24 protein-coding genes are annotated in these 20,870 nt (G+C 68.3%); 15 read left to right on the top strand and 9 right to left on the bottom strand.

The window, feature by feature from the left end:
* Window positions 1-27: 27 nt before the first annotated feature.
* From ACM6LU_RS03650 to ACM6LU_RS03630, 5 genes are all read left to right on the top strand, one after another.
* Complete coding sequence (locus tag ACM6LU_RS03650; protein WP_414937076.1) at window positions 28-450, top strand: helix-turn-helix domain-containing protein; 423 nt, start codon at window positions 28-30, stop codon at window positions 448-450.
* On the top strand, window positions 447-1,094 hold the full coding sequence (locus ACM6LU_RS03645; RefSeq protein ID WP_414936119.1) for a hypothetical protein: 648 nt from the start codon (window positions 447-449) through the stop codon (window positions 1,092-1,094). The genes ACM6LU_RS03650 and ACM6LU_RS03645 overlap by 4 nt, the downstream gene beginning before the upstream one ends.
* 85 nt (window positions 1,095-1,179) lie before the next feature.
* Window positions 1,180-1,473, top strand: coding sequence for a DUF2516 family protein (locus tag ACM6LU_RS03640; protein ID WP_414936118.1), 294 nt, complete (start codon window positions 1,180-1,182; stop codon window positions 1,471-1,473).
* Window positions 1,474-1,508: 35 nt separating this feature from the next.
* Window positions 1,509-2,063: a YbaK/EbsC family protein gene (locus ACM6LU_RS03635; RefSeq protein WP_414936117.1), complete on the top strand. Its 555-nt coding sequence runs from the start codon at window positions 1,509-1,511 to the stop codon at window positions 2,061-2,063.
* On the top strand, window positions 2,060-3,481 hold the full coding sequence (locus tag ACM6LU_RS03630) for an aromatic amino acid lyase (protein ID WP_414936116.1): 1,422 nt from the start codon (window positions 2,060-2,062) through the stop codon (window positions 3,479-3,481). Before ACM6LU_RS03635 ends, ACM6LU_RS03630 begins: the two co-directional genes overlap by 4 nt.
* 8 nt (window positions 3,482-3,489) lie before the next feature.
* Here ACM6LU_RS03630 and ACM6LU_RS03625 read toward each other — a convergent pair whose 3' ends face one another.
* A complete protein-coding gene (locus tag ACM6LU_RS03625) occupies window positions 3,490-4,206 on the bottom strand; it encodes an ABC transporter permease (RefSeq protein ID WP_414936115.1) in 717 nt (238 codons plus the stop codon).
* Window positions 4,203-4,889, bottom strand: coding sequence for an ABC transporter permease (locus ACM6LU_RS03620; protein WP_414937075.1), 687 nt, complete (start codon window positions 4,887-4,889; stop codon window positions 4,203-4,205). The genes ACM6LU_RS03625 and ACM6LU_RS03620 overlap by 4 nt, the downstream gene beginning before the upstream one ends.
* Before the next feature lie 175 nt (window positions 4,890-5,064).
* On the opposite strand from ACM6LU_RS03620, the gene ACM6LU_RS03615 reads away from it, so the two are divergent.
* The 3 genes from ACM6LU_RS03615 to ACM6LU_RS03605 all read left to right on the top strand — a co-directional run bounded on the left by ACM6LU_RS03615 (window position 5,065) and on the right by ACM6LU_RS03605 (window position 7,797).
* Complete coding sequence (locus ACM6LU_RS03615) at window positions 5,065-5,961, top strand: ABC transporter substrate-binding protein (RefSeq protein WP_414937074.1); 897 nt, start codon at window positions 5,065-5,067, stop codon at window positions 5,959-5,961.
* Between the two features lie 298 nt (window positions 5,962-6,259).
* Window positions 6,260-6,694: an SRPBCC family protein gene (locus ACM6LU_RS03610; protein WP_414936114.1), complete on the top strand. Its 435-nt coding sequence runs from the start codon at window positions 6,260-6,262 to the stop codon at window positions 6,692-6,694.
* 104 nt (window positions 6,695-6,798) lie between these two features.
* Window positions 6,799-7,797, top strand: a complete 999-nt coding sequence (locus ACM6LU_RS03605; protein WP_414936113.1) for an NADP-dependent oxidoreductase — start codon at window positions 6,799-6,801, stop codon at window positions 7,795-7,797.
* Window positions 7,798-7,865: 68 nt separating this feature from the next.
* Here the strand turns inward: ACM6LU_RS03605 and ACM6LU_RS03600 are convergent, their stop codons facing one another.
* From ACM6LU_RS03600 to ACM6LU_RS03580, 5 genes are all read right to left on the bottom strand, one after another.
* Window positions 7,866-8,495 (bottom strand): pyridoxamine 5'-phosphate oxidase family protein, encoded by a 630-nt coding sequence (locus ACM6LU_RS03600; RefSeq protein ID WP_414936112.1) that lies wholly within the window; start codon window positions 8,493-8,495, stop codon window positions 7,866-7,868.
* Window positions 8,496-8,510: 15 nt separating this feature from the next.
* Complete coding sequence (gene purU / locus ACM6LU_RS03595; RefSeq protein ID WP_414936111.1) at window positions 8,511-9,395, bottom strand: formyltetrahydrofolate deformylase; 885 nt, start codon at window positions 9,393-9,395, stop codon at window positions 8,511-8,513.
* Window positions 9,373-10,032, bottom strand: a complete 660-nt coding sequence (locus ACM6LU_RS03590) for a DedA family protein (RefSeq protein WP_414936110.1) — start codon at window positions 10,030-10,032, stop codon at window positions 9,373-9,375. Before ACM6LU_RS03590 ends, purU begins: the two co-directional genes overlap by 23 nt.
* Before the next feature lie 63 nt (window positions 10,033-10,095).
* Window positions 10,096-10,893 carry a class I SAM-dependent methyltransferase gene (locus ACM6LU_RS03585; RefSeq protein ID WP_414936109.1) on the bottom strand — a complete coding sequence of 266 codons (798 nt, stop codon included), beginning with the start codon at window positions 10,891-10,893 and terminating at the stop codon, window positions 10,096-10,098.
* A complete protein-coding gene (locus ACM6LU_RS03580) occupies window positions 10,875-11,372 on the bottom strand; it encodes a DUF2505 domain-containing protein (protein ID WP_414936108.1) in 498 nt (165 codons plus the stop codon). The genes ACM6LU_RS03585 and ACM6LU_RS03580 overlap by 19 nt, the downstream gene beginning before the upstream one ends.
* A gap of 26 nt (window positions 11,373-11,398) precedes the next feature.
* Between ACM6LU_RS03580 and ACM6LU_RS03575 the strand changes: the two genes are divergently transcribed.
* The 7 genes from ACM6LU_RS03575 (at window position 11,399) to ACM6LU_RS03545 (ending at window position 19,127) form a co-directional block, all read left to right on the top strand.
* On the top strand, window positions 11,399-12,463 hold the full coding sequence (locus ACM6LU_RS03575) for a UDP-N-acetylmuramate dehydrogenase (protein WP_414936107.1): 1,065 nt from the start codon (window positions 11,399-11,401) through the stop codon (window positions 12,461-12,463).
* Window positions 12,464-12,728: 265 nt separating this feature from the next.
* A complete protein-coding gene (locus tag ACM6LU_RS03570) occupies window positions 12,729-13,907 on the top strand; it encodes a L,D-transpeptidase (RefSeq protein ID WP_414936106.1) in 1,179 nt (392 codons plus the stop codon).
* A gap of 235 nt (window positions 13,908-14,142) precedes the next feature.
* Window positions 14,143-14,955, top strand: a complete 813-nt coding sequence (locus tag ACM6LU_RS03565; protein ID WP_414936105.1) for an alpha/beta fold hydrolase — start codon at window positions 14,143-14,145, stop codon at window positions 14,953-14,955.
* 21 nt (window positions 14,956-14,976) lie between these two features.
* Window positions 14,977-16,281 carry a D-inositol-3-phosphate glycosyltransferase gene (mshA, locus tag ACM6LU_RS03560; protein ID WP_414936104.1) on the top strand — a complete coding sequence of 435 codons (1,305 nt, stop codon included), beginning with the start codon at window positions 14,977-14,979 and terminating at the stop codon, window positions 16,279-16,281.
* Entirely contained in the window at window positions 16,278-16,793 is a 516-nt protein-coding gene (locus ACM6LU_RS03555; RefSeq protein WP_414936103.1) for a YbjN domain-containing protein, read from the top strand. The genes mshA and ACM6LU_RS03555 overlap by 4 nt, the downstream gene beginning before the upstream one ends.
* Before the next feature lie 67 nt (window positions 16,794-16,860).
* Window positions 16,861-17,772, top strand: coding sequence for a DUF4349 domain-containing protein (locus tag ACM6LU_RS03550; RefSeq protein WP_414936102.1), 912 nt, complete (start codon window positions 16,861-16,863; stop codon window positions 17,770-17,772).
* A gap of 605 nt (window positions 17,773-18,377) precedes the next feature.
* Window positions 18,378-19,127, top strand: a complete 750-nt coding sequence (locus ACM6LU_RS03545) for a phosphoglyceromutase (protein WP_414936101.1) — start codon at window positions 18,378-18,380, stop codon at window positions 19,125-19,127.
* 69 nt (window positions 19,128-19,196) lie between these two features.
* Here ACM6LU_RS03545 and ACM6LU_RS03540 read toward each other — a convergent pair whose 3' ends face one another.
* Together ACM6LU_RS03540 and ACM6LU_RS03535 are read right to left on the bottom strand one after the other, a co-directional pair.
* Entirely contained in the window at window positions 19,197-20,114 is a 918-nt protein-coding gene (locus tag ACM6LU_RS03540; RefSeq protein ID WP_414936100.1) for a hypothetical protein, read from the bottom strand.
* Window positions 20,111-20,758, bottom strand: coding sequence for a DNA-binding response regulator (locus ACM6LU_RS03535; RefSeq protein ID WP_125788663.1), 648 nt, complete (start codon window positions 20,756-20,758; stop codon window positions 20,111-20,113). The genes ACM6LU_RS03540 and ACM6LU_RS03535 overlap by 4 nt, the downstream gene beginning before the upstream one ends.
* Window positions 20,759-20,870 lie beyond the last annotated feature (112 nt).

Below are 20,870 nucleotides of genomic sequence, written 5' to 3'. Positions count from 1 at the left end.
CGGGATCAGCCCCCATCGGGCGGACCGATGGAGAAGGTCGCGGACATCGCTTCCGACATCGGCGAGTACATCCGCCAGCAGCGCAGCAACGCGAAGATCTCCTTGCGGCAGCTGTCGAAACTCGCCGGCGTGTCCAATCCGTACCTGAGCCAGATCGAGCGCGGGGTCCGCAAACCCAGCGCGGAGATCCTGCAGCAGATCGCCAAGGGCCTGCGTATCTCGGCCGAGGCGCTCTACGTGCAAGCGGGAATCCTCGATCTGCCGACGGGCGGCCCGGTCGGCGACGCGATCCGCGCCGACACCGAGCTGACCGAGCGGCAGAAGCAGGTCCTGCTCGACGTCTACGAATCGTTCCGCCGAGAGAACGCCGCCGCGAGGCCCGAACCGGCGGAAACCACAGACACAGCACCAGTCAAAGCAGAAGCCGTCGAATCCAAGGAGTCAGCATGACCACGGCCACGAACAGCAAGACCGACCGCAAGAACACCGCCCTCGACCAGTTCCGCACGCCGCTGCTCGCCGCGCTGGGCGCCGGGAACCTGGCCAGCCAGGCCGTCGTCGACGCCGTGAACAAGGCCAAGGAGAAGGTCGTCGAGAGCGGCGAGACCGCTCGCAAGAACATCGAAGAACTCCCCCACGACGTCGAGGGCCTCCGCGAGAAGCTGGACCCGACCGAGCTGCGCAAGGTCATCGACGAGTACACCGAAGCCGCGCTGAAGCTGTACAACAAGCTGGCCGAGTCCGGCGAGCAGGCATGGGACAAGATCGCCGGGCAGCCGCAGGTCAAGAAGGCCATCGAGCAGCTCGAGGACGCGACCTCGGACACCCGTGAGCGCATCGACACCGTGCTCGGCAAGGTCACCAAGAGCACCCGCTCGGTGGGCGAGAAGGCCGCCCGCAAGGTCTCCGATGTCGCCGTCGACATCGCCGGTGAGGTCGAAGAGATCGGCGACGACCTCGCGCACGAGACCCGCTCGGCTTCGCGCAAGGCCGCCGACAAGACCGCGCCGAAGACCACGGCCCCCGTGCGCCGCACCACCAGCAGCCCGGTCGCCAAGAAGCCGGCCACCGCGCCGAAGACGACCGAGAAGTAAGGTCCGCGTGAACTCGCACGCCCCTGGTACCGGCTTCGGTACCAGGGGCCCGGGTCATTCGCCCGGTTTGACGTAAGCTGACTTCGTGTTCGTTGCCACCTGGATCCTCATCGCCATCCACTGGGGCGGCGCACTGACGGGGCTGTTCGCTTTCGTGCACGCGCTGCTGCAGCGCGCGGACGCGTATTCGGCCGCCGACCGCAAGACCAAACCCATCTGGATGCTCATCACCGGCGGGTCCACCGTCGTGATGACCCTCTTCGAGTTCTACGGCGGCGGCATGATCCTGTGGCTGCCCGCGCTCGTCGCGGTCCTGGTCTACCTGGTGGACGTCCGCCCGAAGCTCATCGAGGTCCAACGCGGCGGCCGTAACTGGTGACGGAGACGCCGCGCGTCGCGGCTACATTCAACGGCGTGACTACCTGGACCATCGCCGGAAGCCTCACCGTCGTTCCCGCCCTCTCGCGCACGGACCTGCTCGCCGAGCCCGTCGCCAAAGCACTCGCCTCCCTCGCTGATCCGGACGCCGTCGGCGTCGTCGAGATCGACGCCGGACTGGCCGACACCGCCGCCTTCTGCGAGGCGTACGGCTCCCCGCTGTCGGCGTCCGCGAACTGCGTCGTCGTCGCAGGCAAGCGCGCCGGTGAGGTCCGGTTCGCCGCCGCGATGATCCTCGCCACCACGCGAGCCGACGTGAACGGCGTGATCAAGCGCCGCCTCGACGTGCGCAAGGCGTCCTTCGCCCCGATGGACGAGGCCGTCTCGCTCACCGGTATGGAGTACGGCGGCATCACCCCGGTCGGCCTGCCCGAGGGCTGGCCGATCCTGATCGACCAGCGCGTCGCGGACGAACCCGAACTGGTCATCGGCAGCGGGGTCCGCGGCGGCAAGCTGCTGATCTCGGGCTCGACTCTCGCCTCCCTGCCCGGCGCCGAGGTCATCGAAGGTCTCGCGCGCCCCGTCGAGTGAGACTGTCCACGAAGGACTTCGACTTGGACTCGGCGTTCGAGGCTGAAGTTCTCGAGATCGACCCCGCTCTGCTGGCGAGGCTCGGTGAGAATCGCGCCCGAGTCCTCGCCGCGCTGGACGAGCGACCCGTCTACGGCGTGAACACCGGCATGGGACGGCTCGCCGGGGTCGCGCTCGGCACGCCCGAAGGGCACCAGCGGACTCTGCTGATCGGCCGTGCCGTCGGCGGTCCGCCCTGGCTCTCGGCCGACGAGGTGCGCCGGCTCCTGCTGGTGCGCCTACGGGATCTCCTCGCACCGGAGGCGGGTGCGAGCCCGGAGCTGGTGACGTTCCTCGTCGACCGGCTGAACGAGGGATTCACCCCGGCCGTGCCGAGGACGGGACTGGGCAGCGCTGGCGAGATCATCCCGCTGGCGCACGCTTTCCAGACCTTCCTCGGTGTCGGGACCGTGCTGGTCGACGGCGTCGAGACGCCCGCGTCGGAAGTGCTGGCGAGGCCGTACGAGCTGGGCCTCAAGGAAGGCGCGACACTCATCCAGGGTTCGCCACTGGCCGAGACGCTGGCGGCTTTCGCACTGGCCGGGGTACGGCGGCTGGTGGAGCTGCAGACGCTGACCGCGGCGATCGCGATCGACGTCCTCGGTGCGCCGCAAGCGGTCTATCACCCTTCGCTGGCGGGAGACGATCAGGTTCTCCGTGCGGTGCTTCTCGAAGTGAGCGGGCTGATCCACGGTTCCGTCGAACGGCCGGAGGTCGTGCAGGCACCCGTTTCCGTACGGGTCGCGCCGAGGGCGATCGCCCATCTGACACGGGTCGCCGACGAACTGGGCGAGGTCCTGCTCAGGTCGATGCCGACGGACTCGCCGTCGTTCCTGGACGGCGAATTCGTGTCCACGACGGGTTTTCACGCCGTCGAACTCGGACTGCGGATGGACGCGGTGACGGCGGCGCTGGTGCATCTCGGCGAGGTCGGCGTCAAGCGGATGCACCGGTTGCTGGACGAGCGGTTCAGTGGACTGCCCGCCCAGCTGGCGGTGGATCCGGGGCCGCAGGCGGGGCTGGTGCCGCTGCACAAACGCGCGGTGGGGGAGCTGCACGCGTTGCGGCGGCTGGCCACGCCGGCCACCTTGGGCTCCGTCGAAACTTCCGCCGGACAGGAGGACGTGCAGGCGTTCGCCTGGGCGGCCGGGAATCAGCTTCGTGACGCGTGCGCGCGGATGTCCGCCATCACGGCCTGTGAGCTGATCGCGGGTTCGCAGGCGCGGTGGCTGGCGACAGGTGACGGGCCGCCCGGCCTTCGGGCGGCGTACGCGCGGATCCGGGAATTGGTGCCGCCAGTGACCGCGGATCGGTCCTTGGGGCCGGAAGTGACTGCTCTTGTCGCCGCGTTTTCCTCCTTGGGATTCGGGCCGTTCTGACGACGGGATCAGGACCGGACTTCCGCGCGGGACTGGATCGCCAGCCCGCGCGGAATCACCACTCGGGTGATGAGCGCGAAGACGGCCTCGCACGCCAAAGCCAGTACGACGACGGCGATGCCGCCCGCCAGGATCTCGCCGTGGCCCGGATCCCCGAGCGCGAAACCGTCCACAATGTACCGTCCGAGCCCGCCGCCGTCGTTGACGATCGCGCCGATCGCGACGGTCGCCACCAGTTGCAGGAACGCGACGCGGGCACCCGCGAGGATGACCGGTGACGCGAGCGGCAACTCCAGGCGCAGCATGATCTGCCACTCGCGGTAGCCGGTTCCCCGCGCGGCGTCGACGGTTTCCTGCTCCAACTGGATGACGCCCGCGTACGTGTTCGTGAACAACGGCGGCAGCGCCAAGGCGACGAGTGCGAGCATCAACGGCCAGAACGTCGTGTCGACTTCGAGCCGGGAAGCCAGGAACCAGAACAGGATCACCAGCCCGAAGCTGGGAATCGCGCGGCCGATGTTCACCGCGCTCGTCGCGAGGAACTGCGCGCGGCGGTAGTGCGCCAGCCACAACGCGGGCGGGATCGTCAGCACGGCCGAGATCACCAGAGCCAGCAACGAGAAGTGAAGATGTTCGACCGTCCGGTACGGGACGCCTTCAGGATCGCTCCAGCTCCAGCGGTTCGGTTCGCCGAACCACTCGATGGTCTGGTCGATGATGCTCATCGCGACGCCGCCTTCCGCGACCACGGCGCGAGAGCGCGCCCGCCGAGCCACAGCAGCAGATCCACCACCACGGCGAGGACCACGGAAAGCCCGACACCGACGATGATCGACGTCGGATTCGGGGTCGAGGTCTGGATCCCGTTGCGGATGAAGTACCCCAGCCCGCCCTTGCCGAGCATGGAGGTCACCGTCACGAGCCCGATCGTGGTCACCGCCGCGACGCGCAGACCCGCGATCACCACCGGCAGCGCGAGCGGCAGTTCGACCTGCCACAGTAACCGCGAACGCGTGAAACCCATGCCTATCGCGGCTTCGCGGACTTCCTTGGGCACTTGCTCGACACCCGTGACGATGTTGCGAATGAGGATCAGCAACGTGTAAGTCGCCAACGGGATGACCGCGGTGGTGAAGGACGTCAGTCCGGTGAAGGGCACCAGAACGGCGAAGGCGCCGAGACTCGGGATGACGTACAGCGAACCGGCCGTGCTCAGCGCGACGACGTAGAACCACCGGCGACGCAACGAAACCACGGAAACACCGACCGACACCACCAGTCCGATGGCGAGCGCCACCGCGGTCAGCGTGATGTGCTCACCGAGCCGATCGAGGATCTCGTCGAGATGGCGGTCCACCCACCGCCATTCGAACAGCGGCCGCCCGCCTTGGGCGGGTACGGGGAACACGGAGGAGGCTCGCACCGGCCGACCCTACCCCGTTCGGGCGGCTCGATTCCGCTCTCTGAGAGCACACGGGGCGGAACTCTCAAAATGTGGATTCTGTCGTGACCCGGGGATACTGTCCATTTCTCTGATCGAGTCATAGGAGTGTGTGCACGTGCGCTGGACACGGAATGTTCGAGTGGGCGCGGTGCTCGCCGCCGCCGTCCTCGGTATGACCGCCTGCGGGGGTGGCGACGACGCAGCGGCTCCGGCCGCGCAGGGCAAGGGCGGGGCCCCGATCGTCGTCGCCTCGTTCAACTTCACCGACAGCCTGGTCCTCGCCGAGCTGTACGCGAACGCGCTGGAGGCCAAGGGCTATCCGATCACCCGCAAGCTGAACCTCGGTTCGCGCGAGCTGATCTATCCGGCGCTGAAGTCCGGCGAATTGCAGTTCATCCCCGAGTACCAGGGCGCCGCCATCACCACCGGCTTCGGCAAGGACGCCGCGAAGGACGCGGCGGGCGAGCACGAGCAGCTCAAGAAGCTGTTCGAGGCCGACGGCATCGGCCTGCTGGACTACTCGCCGGCGGAGGACAAGAACACCTACATCGTGAAGGCCGACCTCGCCAAGGAGAAGGGCCTCGCGAAGATCAGCGACCTGTCCAAGGTCGACAACGTCATCGTCGCGGGTGGTCCGGAGTGCGAGAAGCGGCTTCCTTGCTTCAAGGGCTTCACCGACGTCTACAAGCTGAAGGCCACCTTCCAGACCGTGCAGGAAGCGGGCCCGCGTGTCGAGCAGCTGCGGTCCGGCAAGGTCACCGTCATCCCGGTCGACTCGGTGAGCCCGCTCGTCGGCGACCCGCAGTTCGTGGCGCTGGAGGATGACCTCGCCATCGTGCCGACCGAGAACGTCGTGCCCGCGGTGAACAAGAAGGTCCTCGACGAACGCGGTGCCGACTTCGCGGCCGTCGTCAACGCCGTGAGCAAGGCCCTCGACACCGTGCAGCTGCGTGAGCTGAACAAGCGCGTCGACTCGGACGGCGAGAAGCCGGGCGACGTCGCGAAGGACTGGCTGAAGGAAAAGTCCCTCATCTAGTGTCGCGTGATCCTGCAGGTCTTACCCGTGATCAGACGGCGATCTCCGGAGATCGCCGTCCAATCACGCGTAACCGCCGTCTGATCACGCGAAATCGCCGTCCGAGGAACGAAACCAAACGTCAAGCAAGCAGGGTCACGCGACACTAGCCCCACCTCAAGTGAGATGAACGGGACTTTCATTGCAAAATCTGCGATGAGAGTCCCGTTCATCTCGTTCTGGGCGGGCCGCCCGTGCCGGACGCGAGGCCCGGTGGAATCGTGGGTGCTGTCGTTGCACACGGGTGAAAGGGAATGGGATGGGAAAGGTCACGGCCATCGCGGAGCGCACCATCGAGGCGCCGGCCGACAAGGTCAGGGCGCTCGTCGCCGACTACACCGAAACCCGGCCGAAGCTGCTGACAGAGCACTACCGCGACTACGAGGTCACCGAAGGTGGCGTCGGCGCGGGCACGAAGGCGAGCTGGAAGCTTCAGGCGACGTCGAAGCGCGTGCGCGACGTGGCCGCGACGGTGACCGAGCCGTCCAAAGGCACCCTCGTCGAGACTGACGCGAACTCCAGCATGGTCACCACCTGGACCGTCCGCGAGGTGCCGGACGGCAGCCTCGTGCGGATCGAGACGAGCTGGGACGGCGCGGGCGGCATCGGCGGCTTCTTCGAGAAGACCTTCGCGCCCGGTGGCCTCAAGCGGATCTACGAGGGAGTTCTCGGCAAACTCGCCGAGGTCGTGTAGTACTCGCCACAATCGGAATGGTCGCCCCGGTTAGCCTGTTGTACCCGTCGTGAATACGGGGCGATCGCCCCGCTTGTGGTTCGCAACAGACTTGGAGTTACCTCGTGAACGCAACCGAGATCCGGCTCGCCTCCCGTCCCCACGGTGTCCCGACGCTCGAGAACTTCGAGATCGCGGACGTCGTGATCCCAGTGCCGGGCGAAGGGCAGATCCTGGTCCGCAACCAGGTGCTGAGCGTGGACCCGTACATGCGCGGCCGGATGAGCGACGCGAAATCCTACGCCGAGCCGTACGAGGTCGGCAAGGTCATGCACGGCGGCGCCGTCGGTGAAGTGCTCGAGTCCACCGTGGACGACTTCGAACCGGGCGACATCGTGCTGCACGGCCTCGGCTGGCGTTCCCACGCCGTGGTCGCCGCGAAGCACGCGGTGAAGGTGGACCCCGAGGCAGCGCCGATCACGGCGTACCTCGGCGTCCTCGGCATGACCGGGCTCACCGCGTACGCCGGACTGCTCGACGTCGCGGAGTTCAAGGAGGGCGACACCGTCTTCGTGTCCGGCGCGGCCGGCGCGGTCGGGTCCGTCGTCGGCCAGCTGGCGAAGCTGAAGGGCGCGAAGCGGGTCATCGGCAGCGCCGGCACGGACGACAAGGTCAAATGGCTGACCGACGAGCTGGGCTTCGACGCGGCGTTCAACTACAAGGACGCCCCGGTCATCGATCAGCTGCGCACGGCGGCGCCCGAGGGCATCGACGTGTACTTCGACAACGTCGGCGGTGACCACCTCGAAGCGGCCATCGACTCGATCAACCTGCACGGCCGGATGGCGATCTGCGGGATGATCTCGGTCTACAACAACACCGAACCCGCCGCGGCGCCGCGCAACCTCGCGTCGATCATCGCGAAGCGGTTCACCATGCGCGGCATGCTCGTGGGCGACCACTTCGCGCTGCAGCCGCAGTTCGTCAAGGAGGTCGCGCCGCTCGTCGCTGACGGCGAACTCAAGTACTCCGAGACCATTGTGGACGGTATCCGCAACGCGCCGCAGGCCTTCCTCGACCTGCTGGGCGGGGCGAACACCGGCAAGATGCTGGTCCGCGTCTGACCCCCGCCCGGGTGATGAACGGGACTTTCCTCGCAGAATTCGCCAGGAAAGTCCCGTTCATCACATGCTCAGTACTGCGTCGTGAGCGCGCCCTTCGTCAAATCGGCGTCGAGCTGCTCCGCCGAGATGTCCAGGTTCATCTGGTCACGGAATATCCGGCCGGCGCTCGGGATACCGGAGCGGTCCGGCCAGGTCTCCGGCTTCCACAGCGAGGACCGCAGGAACGCCTTGGCGCAGTGCAGGTACAGCTCCTGGACCTCGAGCATGATCGCCAGCCGCGGCCGTTTGCCTTTGACCACGAGGTCGTCGAAGAACGGCGCGTCCGCGACCAGTTTCGCGCGGCCGTTGATCCGGAGCGTCTCGTTCATGCCCGGCACCAGGAACAACAGCCCGGCGTGCGGGTTCTCGAGGATGTTGGTCTGGCTGTCCAGCAGCTTGTTGCCTGGCCTGTCGGCCAATACCAGCGTCTTCTCGTCGAGCACCAGCACCGAACCGGCAGGGTCGCCGCGCGGGGAGACGTCACAGGTCCCGTCGGACGACGCCGTCGCCAGCAGGTAGAACGGCGAGTGCTCGATCACCGTGCGCGCGTGCTGGTCGATCCGGGAGAGGATCTTCCCTTTGGTCGTGTCCTTGGCGTGGCCCAAGTGCTCGCGTAGCGCTTCCCGCGTCTCGATCACCGTGATCTCCGAAGTCCCCATGACCCCAGTGAACCATCAGAAGACGACGGTGCGGTTCCCGTGCACCAGAACACGGCCTTCGAGGTGCCACCGCAGCCCGCGCGCCAGCGTCACCTTTTCGATGTCGCGGCCCTTGCGGACCATGTCGTCGACCGAGTCGCCGTGGTCGACCCGGATGACGTCCTGGTCGACGATCGGGCCCGCGTCGAGGTCGGCGGTGACGTAGTGGCAGGTCGCGCCGATGAGCTTCACCCCGCGGGCGTGGGCCTGGTGGTACGGCCGCGCGCCGACGAACGACGGCAGGAAGCTGTGGTGGATGTTGAGCGCCCGTCCGGCCCAGGCCTCGCACAGCTCCGCGGGCAGGACCTGCATGAACCGGGCGAGGACGACGGCGTGCGGGTCGTGCTCGTCGACCAGTTTCCGGACCTCGGCGAACGCGGACGCCTTGGCGGCGGCGTCACCGGTGGGGAACGGGACGTGGTGGAACGGGATGCCGTGGGCGCGGGTGATGTCGCCCAGCGACGCGTGGTTGCCGATGACCGCGGCGACGTCGACGTCCAGTTCCCCGGACGCGACGCGGCCGAGAAGGTCGTAGAGGCAGTGCCCGGCCTTCGAGACGAGGATCACCGCGCGACGGCGCTCACCCGTGTCGCTGACCTGCCAATTCGACTCGGCCGAAAGTGACTTCGCGACGTCGGCGAAGCGTGTGCGCAGTTCGGCTGCGTCGAACGGGAGCGAGTCGGCGCGGACGACCTGGCGGGTGAAGAACCAGCCGGTGTCCGGGTCCGTGTGGTACGCCGCTTCGACGATCCAGCCGCCGTGCTCGGCGAGGAAACCCGAGATCCGGGCGATGATGCCGGTGCGGTCGGGGCAGCCGAAGGAGATCACGTAGCGGCGTTCAGGGTTCGACACGAACTCCATTGTCGCCGGTCTCGGCCGCGGCGCGGCGCCGGGTCAGGATGCGCACGCGGATCCGCCGCCCGACCTCGATCGCCGCGACCAGCAGCAACCCGAGTGCGAAGGACAGCAGAAGGCCCTTCTCCGGCTGGTCCGCGAAGGCCGCTCCACCGACGAGACCGATCAGGACGCTGTACACCGCCCAGATGCTCGCGCCGAGAGCGTCGAGCGGGATGAACTTGCGCGGCGGGTAGCCGAGGCTGCCGTTGGCGAGCCCGCTCGCGACGCGGCCGCCGGGCAGGTAGCGGGCGGCGAGGATCAGCGGGACGGTGTTGCGCTGCACCTGGATCTTCGCCCATTCGTAGCGCCGGATCCCGTCCGGACCGCGTTGCAGGCGCGACAGCGCTCGCGGGCCGGCCGCGGCGCCGACGGTGTAGCCGAGGCAGTCGCCGAGCCAGGCCCCGACCGCGGCGACCGCGGCGAGCAGCGCCAGCCGCGGCGGATCCGGGCCGATCAGGACCGCGACGGTGATGACCGTCGTCTCACTCGGCATGAACGGCAGGAGTGCGTCCAACCCGGACACGAGGAACACGATCACCCACAGCCAGGGTGATCCCAGCGAGCCCCGAAGCAGCTCGGTGACGTACTCCAGCAGTTCCACGGTCCCATGGTGATCACCGCAGGTCGCTTTGGGGTGACGGAGCGGGGTTCGGCCGATGAATTCCTAGCCGGGCGCCACGGCGGACCAGGGGACGGTGAGTTCGCCGAGCCGCCACCGCGACGGCCGGTTCAGCACCGGCCAGCCCCGGGCGGTGAGCAGATGCACGGTATGCGCCCAGCGGGCACGGGCGCCGAAGTTCTGGTGCGGTGCCGCCGTCGCCCAGCAGATGTCCAGAGTAGACAGTAGGTCATGGACGCGTTCGCCGGGAACGTTGCGGTGGATGAGGATCTTGGGCAGGCGTTCGGCCACTGTGGACGGACGTTCCAGGCTGGCGAGGTGTACTGACAAGGTCAGCGCGTGCGGGCCGTCGTGCCCGACGGCGACCCAGGTGCTCAGCCGTCCGATCTCGTCACAGGTGCCCTCGACCAGGAGCCCGTCCGGCGCCATCGCGTCCAGCATCCGCGACCAGGCCCCCGAAACCTCGGCCTCGTCGTACTGCCGCAGCACGTTGAACGCGCGCACCAGCACCGGCCGTGTCCCGGCGAGCTCGAAGCCGCCGCGCCGGAAGTCCAGCCACGGCCGGTCGACGGCGGATTGCGCGACGGCGACCCGTTCGGCGTCCAGTTCCAGGCCGAGCACGCGGACGCCGCGCCGGACCGAGCGCAGCCGGCGTGCCATCTCCACCGTGGTCACCGGTGAGGCGCCGTAGCCGAGGTCGACCACGAGCGGTTCGTCCGCGCGGCGCAGCAGCCGCGTCACGGCCGGGTCGCTCGCGAGCCACCGGTCCACGCGGCGGAGCCGGTTGGGGTTGGTCGTCCCGCGTGTCGGTGCCCCGACCGGTTTCAGTGCTCGGCCAGCCACTTCGCGACGAATTCCGCCTCGCGTTCCAGCAGTTTGGTGACTTGTTCGGCGATCACGGTCTCCAGCTTCCCGCCGACGAACGGGAGCCGCACCTTGACCTGGCCGCTGTTGACCAGCGTCGTCTGTTCGCCTTCGCCGGTCAGCGACGTCTTCGCGGTGATCTCACCGGGCACGCTTTGCACGGACGCCGTCGCGTTGCCGGTGTATCCGGCTCCGGAGGACCGCCAGGTCTGCTCGCGCTCGACGACGAGGTCGCCCCGGTGCAGTGTCCGGACGGCGGACGGGAGCTTGTCCGAGCTGATGCCCTGACGCAGCCTGTAGCGCACCCCGTCCTCGGCCGGGACGTACTCCAGCAGCTCCGCGTTGTCGCCGCCGATCTGCTCCAGCCGGGCACGCAGCGCGGCTTCGCTCGCCACCGCGTCCCATGCGCTCGCGAGGTCGGCGGCGAAGGCTGTGCGGTGCTCGATACGGGATGCCATGGCGCCAGACAGTACCGTTCATGGGCGTGAGCACTGCCGAAACTCCCACTCAGCACGCCGCCCTCGCCGAGCACACCACGCTGCGGCTCGGTGGCCCGGCGCGGCGCTACGCCGAAGCGACGACGGCGCGGGCCCTGGTCGACGCGGTCCGCGAGGCCGACGACGCGGGCGAGCCGGTCCTGCTGCTCGGCGGCGGTTCGAACCTCGTCGTCGCCGATGAAGGCTTCGAGGGTGTGTTGCTGAAGGTCGGCAACACCGGCTGGACACGTGACGGAGATCTCGTCGAGGTCGCGGCGGGGCAGAACTGGGACGGTTTCGTCGAGGGCCTGGTCGCCGAAGGCGCCGGCGGACTGGAATGTCTCTCCGGCATCCCCGGTTCGGTCGGCGCGACGCCGATCCAGAACGTCGGCGCGTACGGCTGCGAGGTGGCCGAGTCACTCGTCTCGGTCGATCTCTACGACCGCGCCGCCCGCGAGACCCGCACGTTGACCGCCGAGGAACTCGGCTTCGGCTACCGCACGTCGATCCTGAAGGGGACTGACGCGGGCGTCGTGCTCACGGTGCGCTTCAAGGTCACCGATGACGGCTTGTCGGCCCCGATCCGCTACGCCGAACTCGCCCGCACGCTCGGCGTCGAGATCGGTGACCGAGTCCCGGCGGCCGAAGCACGCGAAGCAGTCCTCGGGCTGCGTCGCGGCAAGGGCATGGTGCTGGACGCGGACGACCACGACACGTGGAGCGCGGGCTCCTTCTTTACCAACCCGATCATCGGGGAGGCGCAGGTCGGGAAGGTACTGGCGGGGATCGTGGACGTCGTCGGCGAGGACGTGCGCGTGCCGCGATACCCGGCGCCCGGCGGCACGAAGCTGTCCGCGGCGTGGCTGATCGAGCGGGCAGGGTTCGTAAAGGGGCACGAGGGGCCGGGTGGCCGGGTGTCGCTGTCGACGAAGCACACGCTGGCGCTCACGAACCGAGGTAAGGCGTCCACGGCGGATCTTCTCGCGCTGGCCCGCGAAGTGCGCGACGGCGTCGAGGCTCGCTTCGGCGTCTCGCTGCACCCAGAACCCCTGCTCATCAACTGCGCACTCTGACCCCTCCCGCGTTTAGTCCTCTAGTTGCGGTAGTTGCACACGCAACGACCGCAACTAGAGGACTAAACGCGGGGACCGGGGAACCCGCCGGGCGAAGGCCAGGCGTTTCGGTATGCAAACCGGAGAAACGCGAACAACCCCACGCCACCCCTGCGCGTCTATCCCCGTGAGGGGCGAGGGTGAGTTCCGTCGCCGCGGGTAACGTCGGAGAGGTCCTCAGCGCTGAGCGGGTAGAAGCTCGCGGGGGGCCAATGGGAGGTTGACGGTGATCGAACGGCGCACGGTGTTCAAGGCCGCGCTCGCCGCGGGTGCGGCCATGCTGGCCGCTGCCTGCTCCAGCGAAGCGGGCGGCAACGCCAAGGCGGAGGGCAGCGGTGGCGAAGGAGAGGCCTCGGCGCCGCCGGTCGCCAAGATCACCGCCGAACCCGCCGTCGACGCCAAGGACGCCTCCGTGGTGACGCCGGTCGTGGTCAAGGTCGCCGACGGCAAGCTCACCGAGGTCAAGGTCACCGGGGATGCGGGCAAGGACGTCAAGGGCGAGCTTTCCCCAGACGGGCTCACCTGGACCGCTTCCGAGGTACTCGGCTACGGCAAGACGTACACGTACGCCGCGAAGGCCACCGGCAGCGACAACAAGCAGGCCGAGCTCAAAGGCACCTTCACCACGGTCAAGCCCGCCAAGGAGGTTCGCGCCACGCTGAACCCGGCCGACGACGCCGAGGTCGGCGTCGCGATGCCGATCAGCGTGAAGTTCGCGTCCCCGGTCAAGGACAAGGCCGCCGTCGAGAAGGCGCTCAAGGTGACGACCGACAAGGACGTCGAAGGCTCCTGGGGCTGGCTGTCGGAGGTGCAGGTCGACTGGCGGCCCAAGGAGTACTGGCCCGCCAACATCACGGTCAACGTCGAGGCGAAGCTCTACGGCGTCGCGCTCGGCGGTGGCGCGTACGGCAAGGCCGACGTCACGACGAAGTTCAAGATCGGCCGCAACCAGGTGGTCAAGGTCAACACCCCGGACCACACGATGAAGGTCTACCGCGGCGGTTCGGAGTCGGCGAGCTACCCGTGCTCGAACGGGCTCGACGGCGACGTCCAGCGCAACACCCCCAACGGCACGTTCATCGTGATGACCAAGGAGCCGACGGCCCGCTTCGACAACGCGCGCTACGGCTACACCAACGTCAACAAGAAGTGGGCCTGCCGGATCTCGAACAACGGCGAATACATCCACGAGAATCAGGACAACGCTTCGAACATCGGCAAGGCCAACACCTCGCACGGCTGCGTGAACCTGCTCGAGGCTGACGCGAAGAAGTACTTCGACTCGGCGATGATCGGCGACCCGGTCGAGATCACCGGCTCGAAACTGAGCAGCCCGATCAAATCGGACGTCAAGAACTGGTTCTACGACTGGAAGTCCTGGAAGGCCCTGTCGGCGATCAAGTAGTCCTTCGGTCTCTTGAGTGGCAAGGACGGTTCGACTCTCTGATGGCCACTTACGACCGCGCTGACCCGCGCGGTGTCGCCGCCCTGGTCGCTGGGGCCGGCCGTAGTGACTGGTGGTCTTACCGAGGCCGGAGACGGTGTTCACGGACCAGCACCCAGCGTAGGTGCCTGAAATACGCCCGGCTCCAACCGTCCTTGCCACTCACGAGCATCGCGCGGGCCCATAAAGTGCGGGTATGAAGACCGAGGTAGTCGGCTACGGCGGAACGCGGATCGGCCTGTGGGTCGAAGGCGCCGAGAACACCCGTCCGATCGTGTTCGTGCACGGCTGGGCCCAGTCCGCCAAGGCCTGGGCGCCCCAGATGGCCGATCCCGCGCTCTCCGAGCGGTTTCGCCTCGTCGCGATGGATCTGCGTGGTCACGGGGATTCCGAGGTCCCTTCGGCGGGTTACGACGACCCACGGGTCTGGGCCGAAGACCTCGCTTCCGTGCTCGACTTCGCCGGTGACGACGCGATCGTCGTCGGCTGGTCCTACGGCGGGCTCGTCATCACCGACTTCCTTCGAGTGCACGGTTCCGCACGGCTCGGTGGTGTCGTGCTGGTGGGCGCGATCACAGAAATCGGCAAGAACCGGCCCGGCGGCAAGGTCGGCCCCGCGATGCGTGAGGCCATCCCGGCGGTGCTGTCGGACGATCCGGCGGTCGCGATCCCCGCGTTGGTGCAGTTCAGCGCGCGGATGACCGCCTCGCCGGTGTCCGGGACACTGACCCAATCGCTGCTCGGCGCCTGCCTCTCGACACCGCCTTCGGTGCGCTCCGCGCTGTTCCGGCGCGACGTCGGTAGCGAGGACGTTCTTCGCGATCTGGACAAACCGACACTGATCGTCCATGGTCTCGCGGACGCTGTGATCGATCCGACTTGCGCGGAATACGCGGCCGGGAAGATTCAGGGGGCTGTCCTGCGTTGGTTACCTGAGGTGGGGCATCTGCCGTTCGCCGAAGCAGCGGACGAGTTCGGTGATCTGCTGCGCGGGTTCGCCGATCAGTAGGACTTCAGGAGTGTTGACCAGGTGACGTTCCCTCTGCACGGGTTCGATGCCGCGCCAAGGCGCGTCGCGGTGCTGTCGTTGCACACCTCTCCGCTGGAACAGCCGGGTACCGGCGACGCCGGCGGGATGAACGTCTACGTGAGCCAGACGGCCACCGAGATGGCCCGCCGCGGCGTCGAGGTCGAGGTGTTCACGCGGGCGACGTCCTCGGACCAGCCCCCGGTCGCCGAACTGGCGCCCGGCGTCCTGGTGCGGCACATCCCGGCCGGGCCGTTCGAGCCGCTGGGACGCGACGAGCTGCCGGCGCAGCTGTGCGCGTTCACCGCCGGGGTGCTGCGGGCGGAGGCGTTCCACGAACCGGGCTACTACGACCTCATCCATTCGCATTACTGGCTCTCCGGCCAGGCGGGCTGGCTCGCCCGTGACCGCTGGGGGGTACCGCTGGTGCACACCGCGCACACCCTGGCCAAGGTCAAGAACGCCGCGCTGGCCGAGGGTGACACCCCCGAGCCACGCACCCGCGTGATCGGCGAAGAGCAGGTCGTCACCGAGGCGGACTGCCTGGTCGCGAACACCCGCGTTGAAGCCCGTGAGCTGATCGAGCTGTACGACGCCGACCCGCACGCCGTGCACGCCATCCCGCCGGGGGTCGACCTGGATCGCTTCACGCCGGGTTCGCGCCCGGCGGCGCGCCGGGCGCTGGGCCTGCCGCAGGACGCGATCGTGCTGGCCTTCGCGGGCCGGATCCAGCCACTGAAGGCACCGGACGTCCTCCTGCTGGCCGCGGCCGAAATGCTGCGCGAGCGGCCGGAGCTGGCGGCACGGCTGGTCGTGCTGATCGTCGGCGGTCCGTCCGGGACCGGGCTGGAGCAGCCGCAGGCCCTGCGCGAACTCGCCGTCTCCCTCGGCATCGAGGAGCAGACCCGGTTCATGCCGCCGCAGCCCGGCCGATCGCTGGTCAACGTCTACCGCGCGGCAGACGTCGTCGCCGTGCCGAGCTACAACGAGTCGTTCGGACTGGTCGCGCTCGAGGCGCAGGCCTGCGGGACACCGGTGATCGCGGCCGAGGTCGGCGGGTTGCCGGTCGCGGTCCCGCACGGCGTTTCCGGGCTGCTGGTGCCTTCGCACGATCCGAAGGAGTGGGCCGGCGCGCTCGCGAACGTCGCGTTGCGGCCCGGCTGGCGTGCCGAACTTTCGGCCAACGCCGTCGTCCACGCGCAGCGCTTTTCCTGGCGCCGTACGACGGACCGGTTGCTGGACACGTACGCTCAGGCGACCGGCGCGTTCCGGCGTGCCCTCGAACAGCGCGCGGAGGTGGCGGTTTGACGCTCGACGAGACCTTGCGGTCCTCTTTGGACAACGCGGGCCTGGAGTACGACAGGCGTGGCGAGGGCAGGTACTTCGTCACGCTGCCCGGTACCAAGAAGTTGCAGACGAATTGCTGGCTGGTCGCCGGGGATCACGCGTTCTCCGTCGAGGCCTTCGTCTGCCGCCGTCCCGATGAGTCCCATGAGGACGTTTACCGATTTCTGTTGCGCCGCAACGCGAAACTGTACGGCGTGCACTACACGGTCGACGCCATCGGCGACATCTACCTGGTCGGCCGGTTCGGTCTGGACACGGTGACCGAGTCCGAATTGGACAAGATCCTCGGGCAGGTGCTGGAGGCCGCCGACGGCGATTTCAACACGCTGCTCGAACTCGGGTTCGCCGAGTCGATCAAACGCGAATGGGACTGGCGGGTGTCGCGCGGCGAGTCGCTGGCGAACCTGCAGGCGTTCAAGCACCTCGTCGAGCCCGCGAACGGACACGAGCCCGGAGCCTTGACCGACTCGTGACCCGAACGGTGCAACGGCACTGAAGTCCGCTCCGTCTCTTTCCGCGGCACTGGAGGGAGAAGGACTTATGCGCAAGCGAGTGAGATGGATCGCCGCCGCCGGCATCGTGCTGGCACTGGCGGGCTGCTCGGCGAACGATTCCGGCGGCGAATCCGCCGCGATGCCGATGTCGTCCGACGGAAAGCAGGCGGTGCCGAACCAAGGCGCGCCGAATCAGGACAAAGGCGGCAAGGCAGGGCAGGAGAAGGCGCCGGTGCCCGCCGGGCAGCCGGGGGTCACCGACCGCAAACTGGTGCGCACGGCGAGCATGGAGCTCACCACGCCGAACGTGGCCGACCTGATCTCGCAGGTCCGCGTCATCACGCAGGGCGCCGCCGGCTACACCGGGCAGGAGAGCACTCAGGAGAAGCGGGCGACGATCAGTGTCGTCGTCCCCTCCGAACGCCTCGACGGTGTGCTGGACCAGTTGGGGAAGCTGGGAAAGCTGGTCCGGCGAGAGGCCACCGCGACGGACGTGACCGAGCAGCTCGTCGATGTCGACTCCCGGCTCGCCACCCAGCGGGCGAGCGTCGAGCGCATCCGCGCGTTGCTCGCGAGGGCAACGTCGGTCGCGGAGATCACTTCGGTCGAGAGTGAGCTGACGAACCGTGAAGCCGAACTCGAGTCGCTTCAGAAGCGTCGCGAGAGCCTCGCCGGAAGTGTCGCCATGTCGACTATTTCCCTGCAGGTGAAGGCCGAGGAAGTCGTGGTCGCGGAAGAGTCCCGCAACGGGTTCCTCGACGGGCTGGCAGGCGGCTGGGACGCGTTCCTGACTTTCGGTGGCGGCCTGCTGGTCGTGCTCGGGGCGATGGCGCCGTTCCTGCTCGTCTTCGGTATTCCCGCGGTCGCGCTGGTGTGGTGGCTGCGCAAGCGGCGCCGTCCGGCGGCGCCCGCGATGGCGACGGCGTCGGATCTGCCGTCCGCACCACCGCTGGACTGAGGTATCCAAGGCGCCGGTGAAGGCAGGATCGCGGTCCGTGAAGGACTCCTTGAGGGACCCAGAGTCCCTCAAGGAGTCCTTCACGGACTCGGAACACTCGGCAGGTCGCCCCAGTGGTCCACCAGTCACCACGGTGGCGTGGGAAGGACCCTTCCGGCGGGCAAGCCCGCGCGGGCCCGGGAAAGACTAGGCGGGACGGCTCGAGGGAGGGGGGAGTCGCGATCTCGAGCCGCCCCGCTGAAGTTCCCGCCAAGGTGGACCCGGTGACGAGGGGGATGCCAACGGGGCCGGCGGGCGCCGCGACTCGGCAGGGGGGAGACGAGTCGCGGTCGTCGCCCGCGGCGAGCCGGGGAGTGCGTGGAATCCGGCCGCGCGGGACTTAGTCAAACTGTCAGATCTCCACCTGTAATCACAAGACTACTGGTTACTCCGTTAGAGTGAAATTCGAAAACCGGGATAACGGAGTGCAGCCTGATTTCCGGAGATCGGGACTTGTTGGCAACCCGTCTTCTGGACGGGTGAAGGTGTTACTCGCAGGTAATGCACTCTCCGTAGATCCCGGCCCTCTGACCGGCGCTTCCGCCTGCTCTGGCAGGCTGAACCCCATGGCTGAGCTTGGGACTCTGGTGCTGCTGCGTCACGGGCAGAGCACGTGGAACGCCGAAAACCTGTTCACCGGCTGGGTGGACGTGCCGCTGTCGGAGCAGGGCGAGCAGGAGGCGCGCAAGGGCGGGCGGCTGCTCGCCGAGTCCGGCCTGCTGCCGGACGTCCTCCACACGTCGCTGATGCGCCGGGCGATCTCGACCGCCAACCTGGCGCTCGACGCCGCCGACCGGCACTGGATCCCGGTGAGGCGCGACTGGCGCCTCAATGAGCGGCACTACGGCGCGCTGCAGGGCAAGAACAAGAAGCAGACCCTGGACGAGTTCGGTGAGGAGCAGTTCATGCTCTGGCGCCGCTCGTACGACACCCCGCCGCCCCCGATCGACCCGGCCGACGAGTTCAGCCAGGCGGGCGACGCGCGTTACGCCGACCTCGGCGACTCCGCCCCGCTGACCGAATGCCTCAAGGACGTCGTCGCGCGGCTGCTGCCGTATTGGGAGTCCGCGATCGTGCCGGATCTGCGCGCGGGCAAGACCGTGCTGGTCGCCGCGCACGGCAACTCGCTGCGGGCGCTGGTGAAGCACCTCGACGGCATCTCCGACGACGCCATCGCCGGGCTCAACATCCCGACCGGCATCCCGCTGCGCTACGACCTCACCGAGGACCTCAAGCCGGTCACCGCCGGCGGTACTTATCTCGACCCGGAAGCCGCCAAGAAAGCCGCGGCCGCCGTGGCGAACCAGGGCCGCTGACCTCTCGCAATTCGTCCTCTAGTTGCGGTAGTTCGCTCTCGAATCACCGCAACCAGAGGACGAATTGCGTCAGGGGAGGGGCTGGACCGTCTCGACACCGGCGGCCTTCCAGCCCTCCGGCAGGTGCCGCAGGCGCAGGACGATCGGCAGGTACTTCTTCGTCACCTGGCCCACCGCGTCCGTGACGTTCGTCGCCGCGTAAAGCAGCACACTCGCCTTGTCGTCCACGACCTCCATGACCGCGGCGACGGGGTTCGGCGCCATCGACGACTTCGTGCCCGCGGCCCGGATCTGGCTCACCTGAGTCGCTTTGCCTTGCTGGAACTGCGTCAGCAGCTGTCCGGTCGAGACGGACTCGTAGCGGGCGAAGCTGCCTTCGGGATCGGCCGGATTCACGCTCAACAGGACCTCCGCGACACGCAGAGCGCCGTCGCGCGCGGAGTCCCGCACTCTCGCGATCACTCGGTCTCCCACGCCCGGTTTCTCCGGGGCGAGCGGCGACCCTGCCGGGTTCACCTTGACCTCGCCGATCCGCCAGCGGTCGCCCTCGCGCACGACCGCGAGCAGCACCGAAGCGAGGCCTTTGCTGGTGGTGCCCGCCCGGCTGCTGCTCTGGTCCAGCACGGTCAGCACCTGCGCCTTGTCCGCCGTCTGCTCGACGGCCGCCGAGACGATCACCCGCGTCACCAGCTTGATCGGCTCCGCCGAGTTCCGGACCTCGGCCAGCAGCTTCGCGATCTCTTCGCGCGCCGCGGGCGTCAGGTTCTCGGTGGTCGCCTTCTCATAGGCGGGCAGGGCCGTGCTGTCGTAGGAGAACACCGCTTCGACGGCTTTCTTGACCGACGTCAGCACCGAAGCCGTGCCCGCCGGGTTCACCAGCGCGAGGTTCGAGGGCGGGCTCGCGGGTTCGGGGCTGGCGGTGCCGGAGACGGTGGTGGTGCAGCCCGCGAGCACGAGCAGCACGGCGAATCCCGCCCAGCGCCTCACAGGAGGCCGAGCTCTCTCGCCCGCGCGTCGACCTGGAGCCGCGAAGTCACGCCGAGCGCGACCAGCAGTTCCGAGACGCGCCGCTGATAGGTGCGCACACCCATGCCGAGGCTCTTCGCGGCCTTGTCGTCCTTGCAGCCGGTGGTCAGGAACTCGAGGATCTGCGGTGCCTCCATCCGGATGTCGGCGAACCGCGCGTCGAAGGTCTCCAGTGTGGCGGCCGCCTGCCAGGCGGTTTCGAACAGGGACAGGATGCCCTGGACCAGCTCCGGGCGCGAGATGACGCTGTAGGAGCGCACTGCCTTGCCCTCGTCGCCCGCCATGATCGCGACCCGCTCGTCGAGCAGGATCGTCTCGTTGATCTCCTCGGTCCCGATCCGGATCTGCGCGCCGAGACCGGAGAGGTGGTGCAGGTGCCGCGCGGTCTGCTCGTTCAGCAGGACACCGGGGCGGTACAGCTTGCGGATCCGCTTGTCGCGCACCAGCCGCTCGCCCTGCCGGGTGAGCGACGGCCGGGAAAGCGCCCAGGTGTACAGATCGTCGGCCGCGCACGCGATGTCGGTCGCCGCGACGAACAGATGAGCCGTCCGGTCGAACAGCTCTTCTTCTCCGCGAATCAGGGAGATGTCACTGACGAGTTCCACCGCGACAGTCTTCCAACATTCCCCGGCCGCCGTGACGGGAACATCGCTTTTCCCGGCGCGCGGGCGACGCGGGTGGCGGAGAGTCGCGACGAAAGTAGGGATCCGGACGCGA

Source organism: Amycolatopsis sp. cmx-11-51 (genome assembly GCF_047608665.1).
Classification (GTDB): Bacteria; Actinomycetota; Actinomycetes; order Mycobacteriales; family Pseudonocardiaceae; genus Amycolatopsis.
This window is presented reverse-complemented; position numbering and strand designations above follow the sequence as displayed.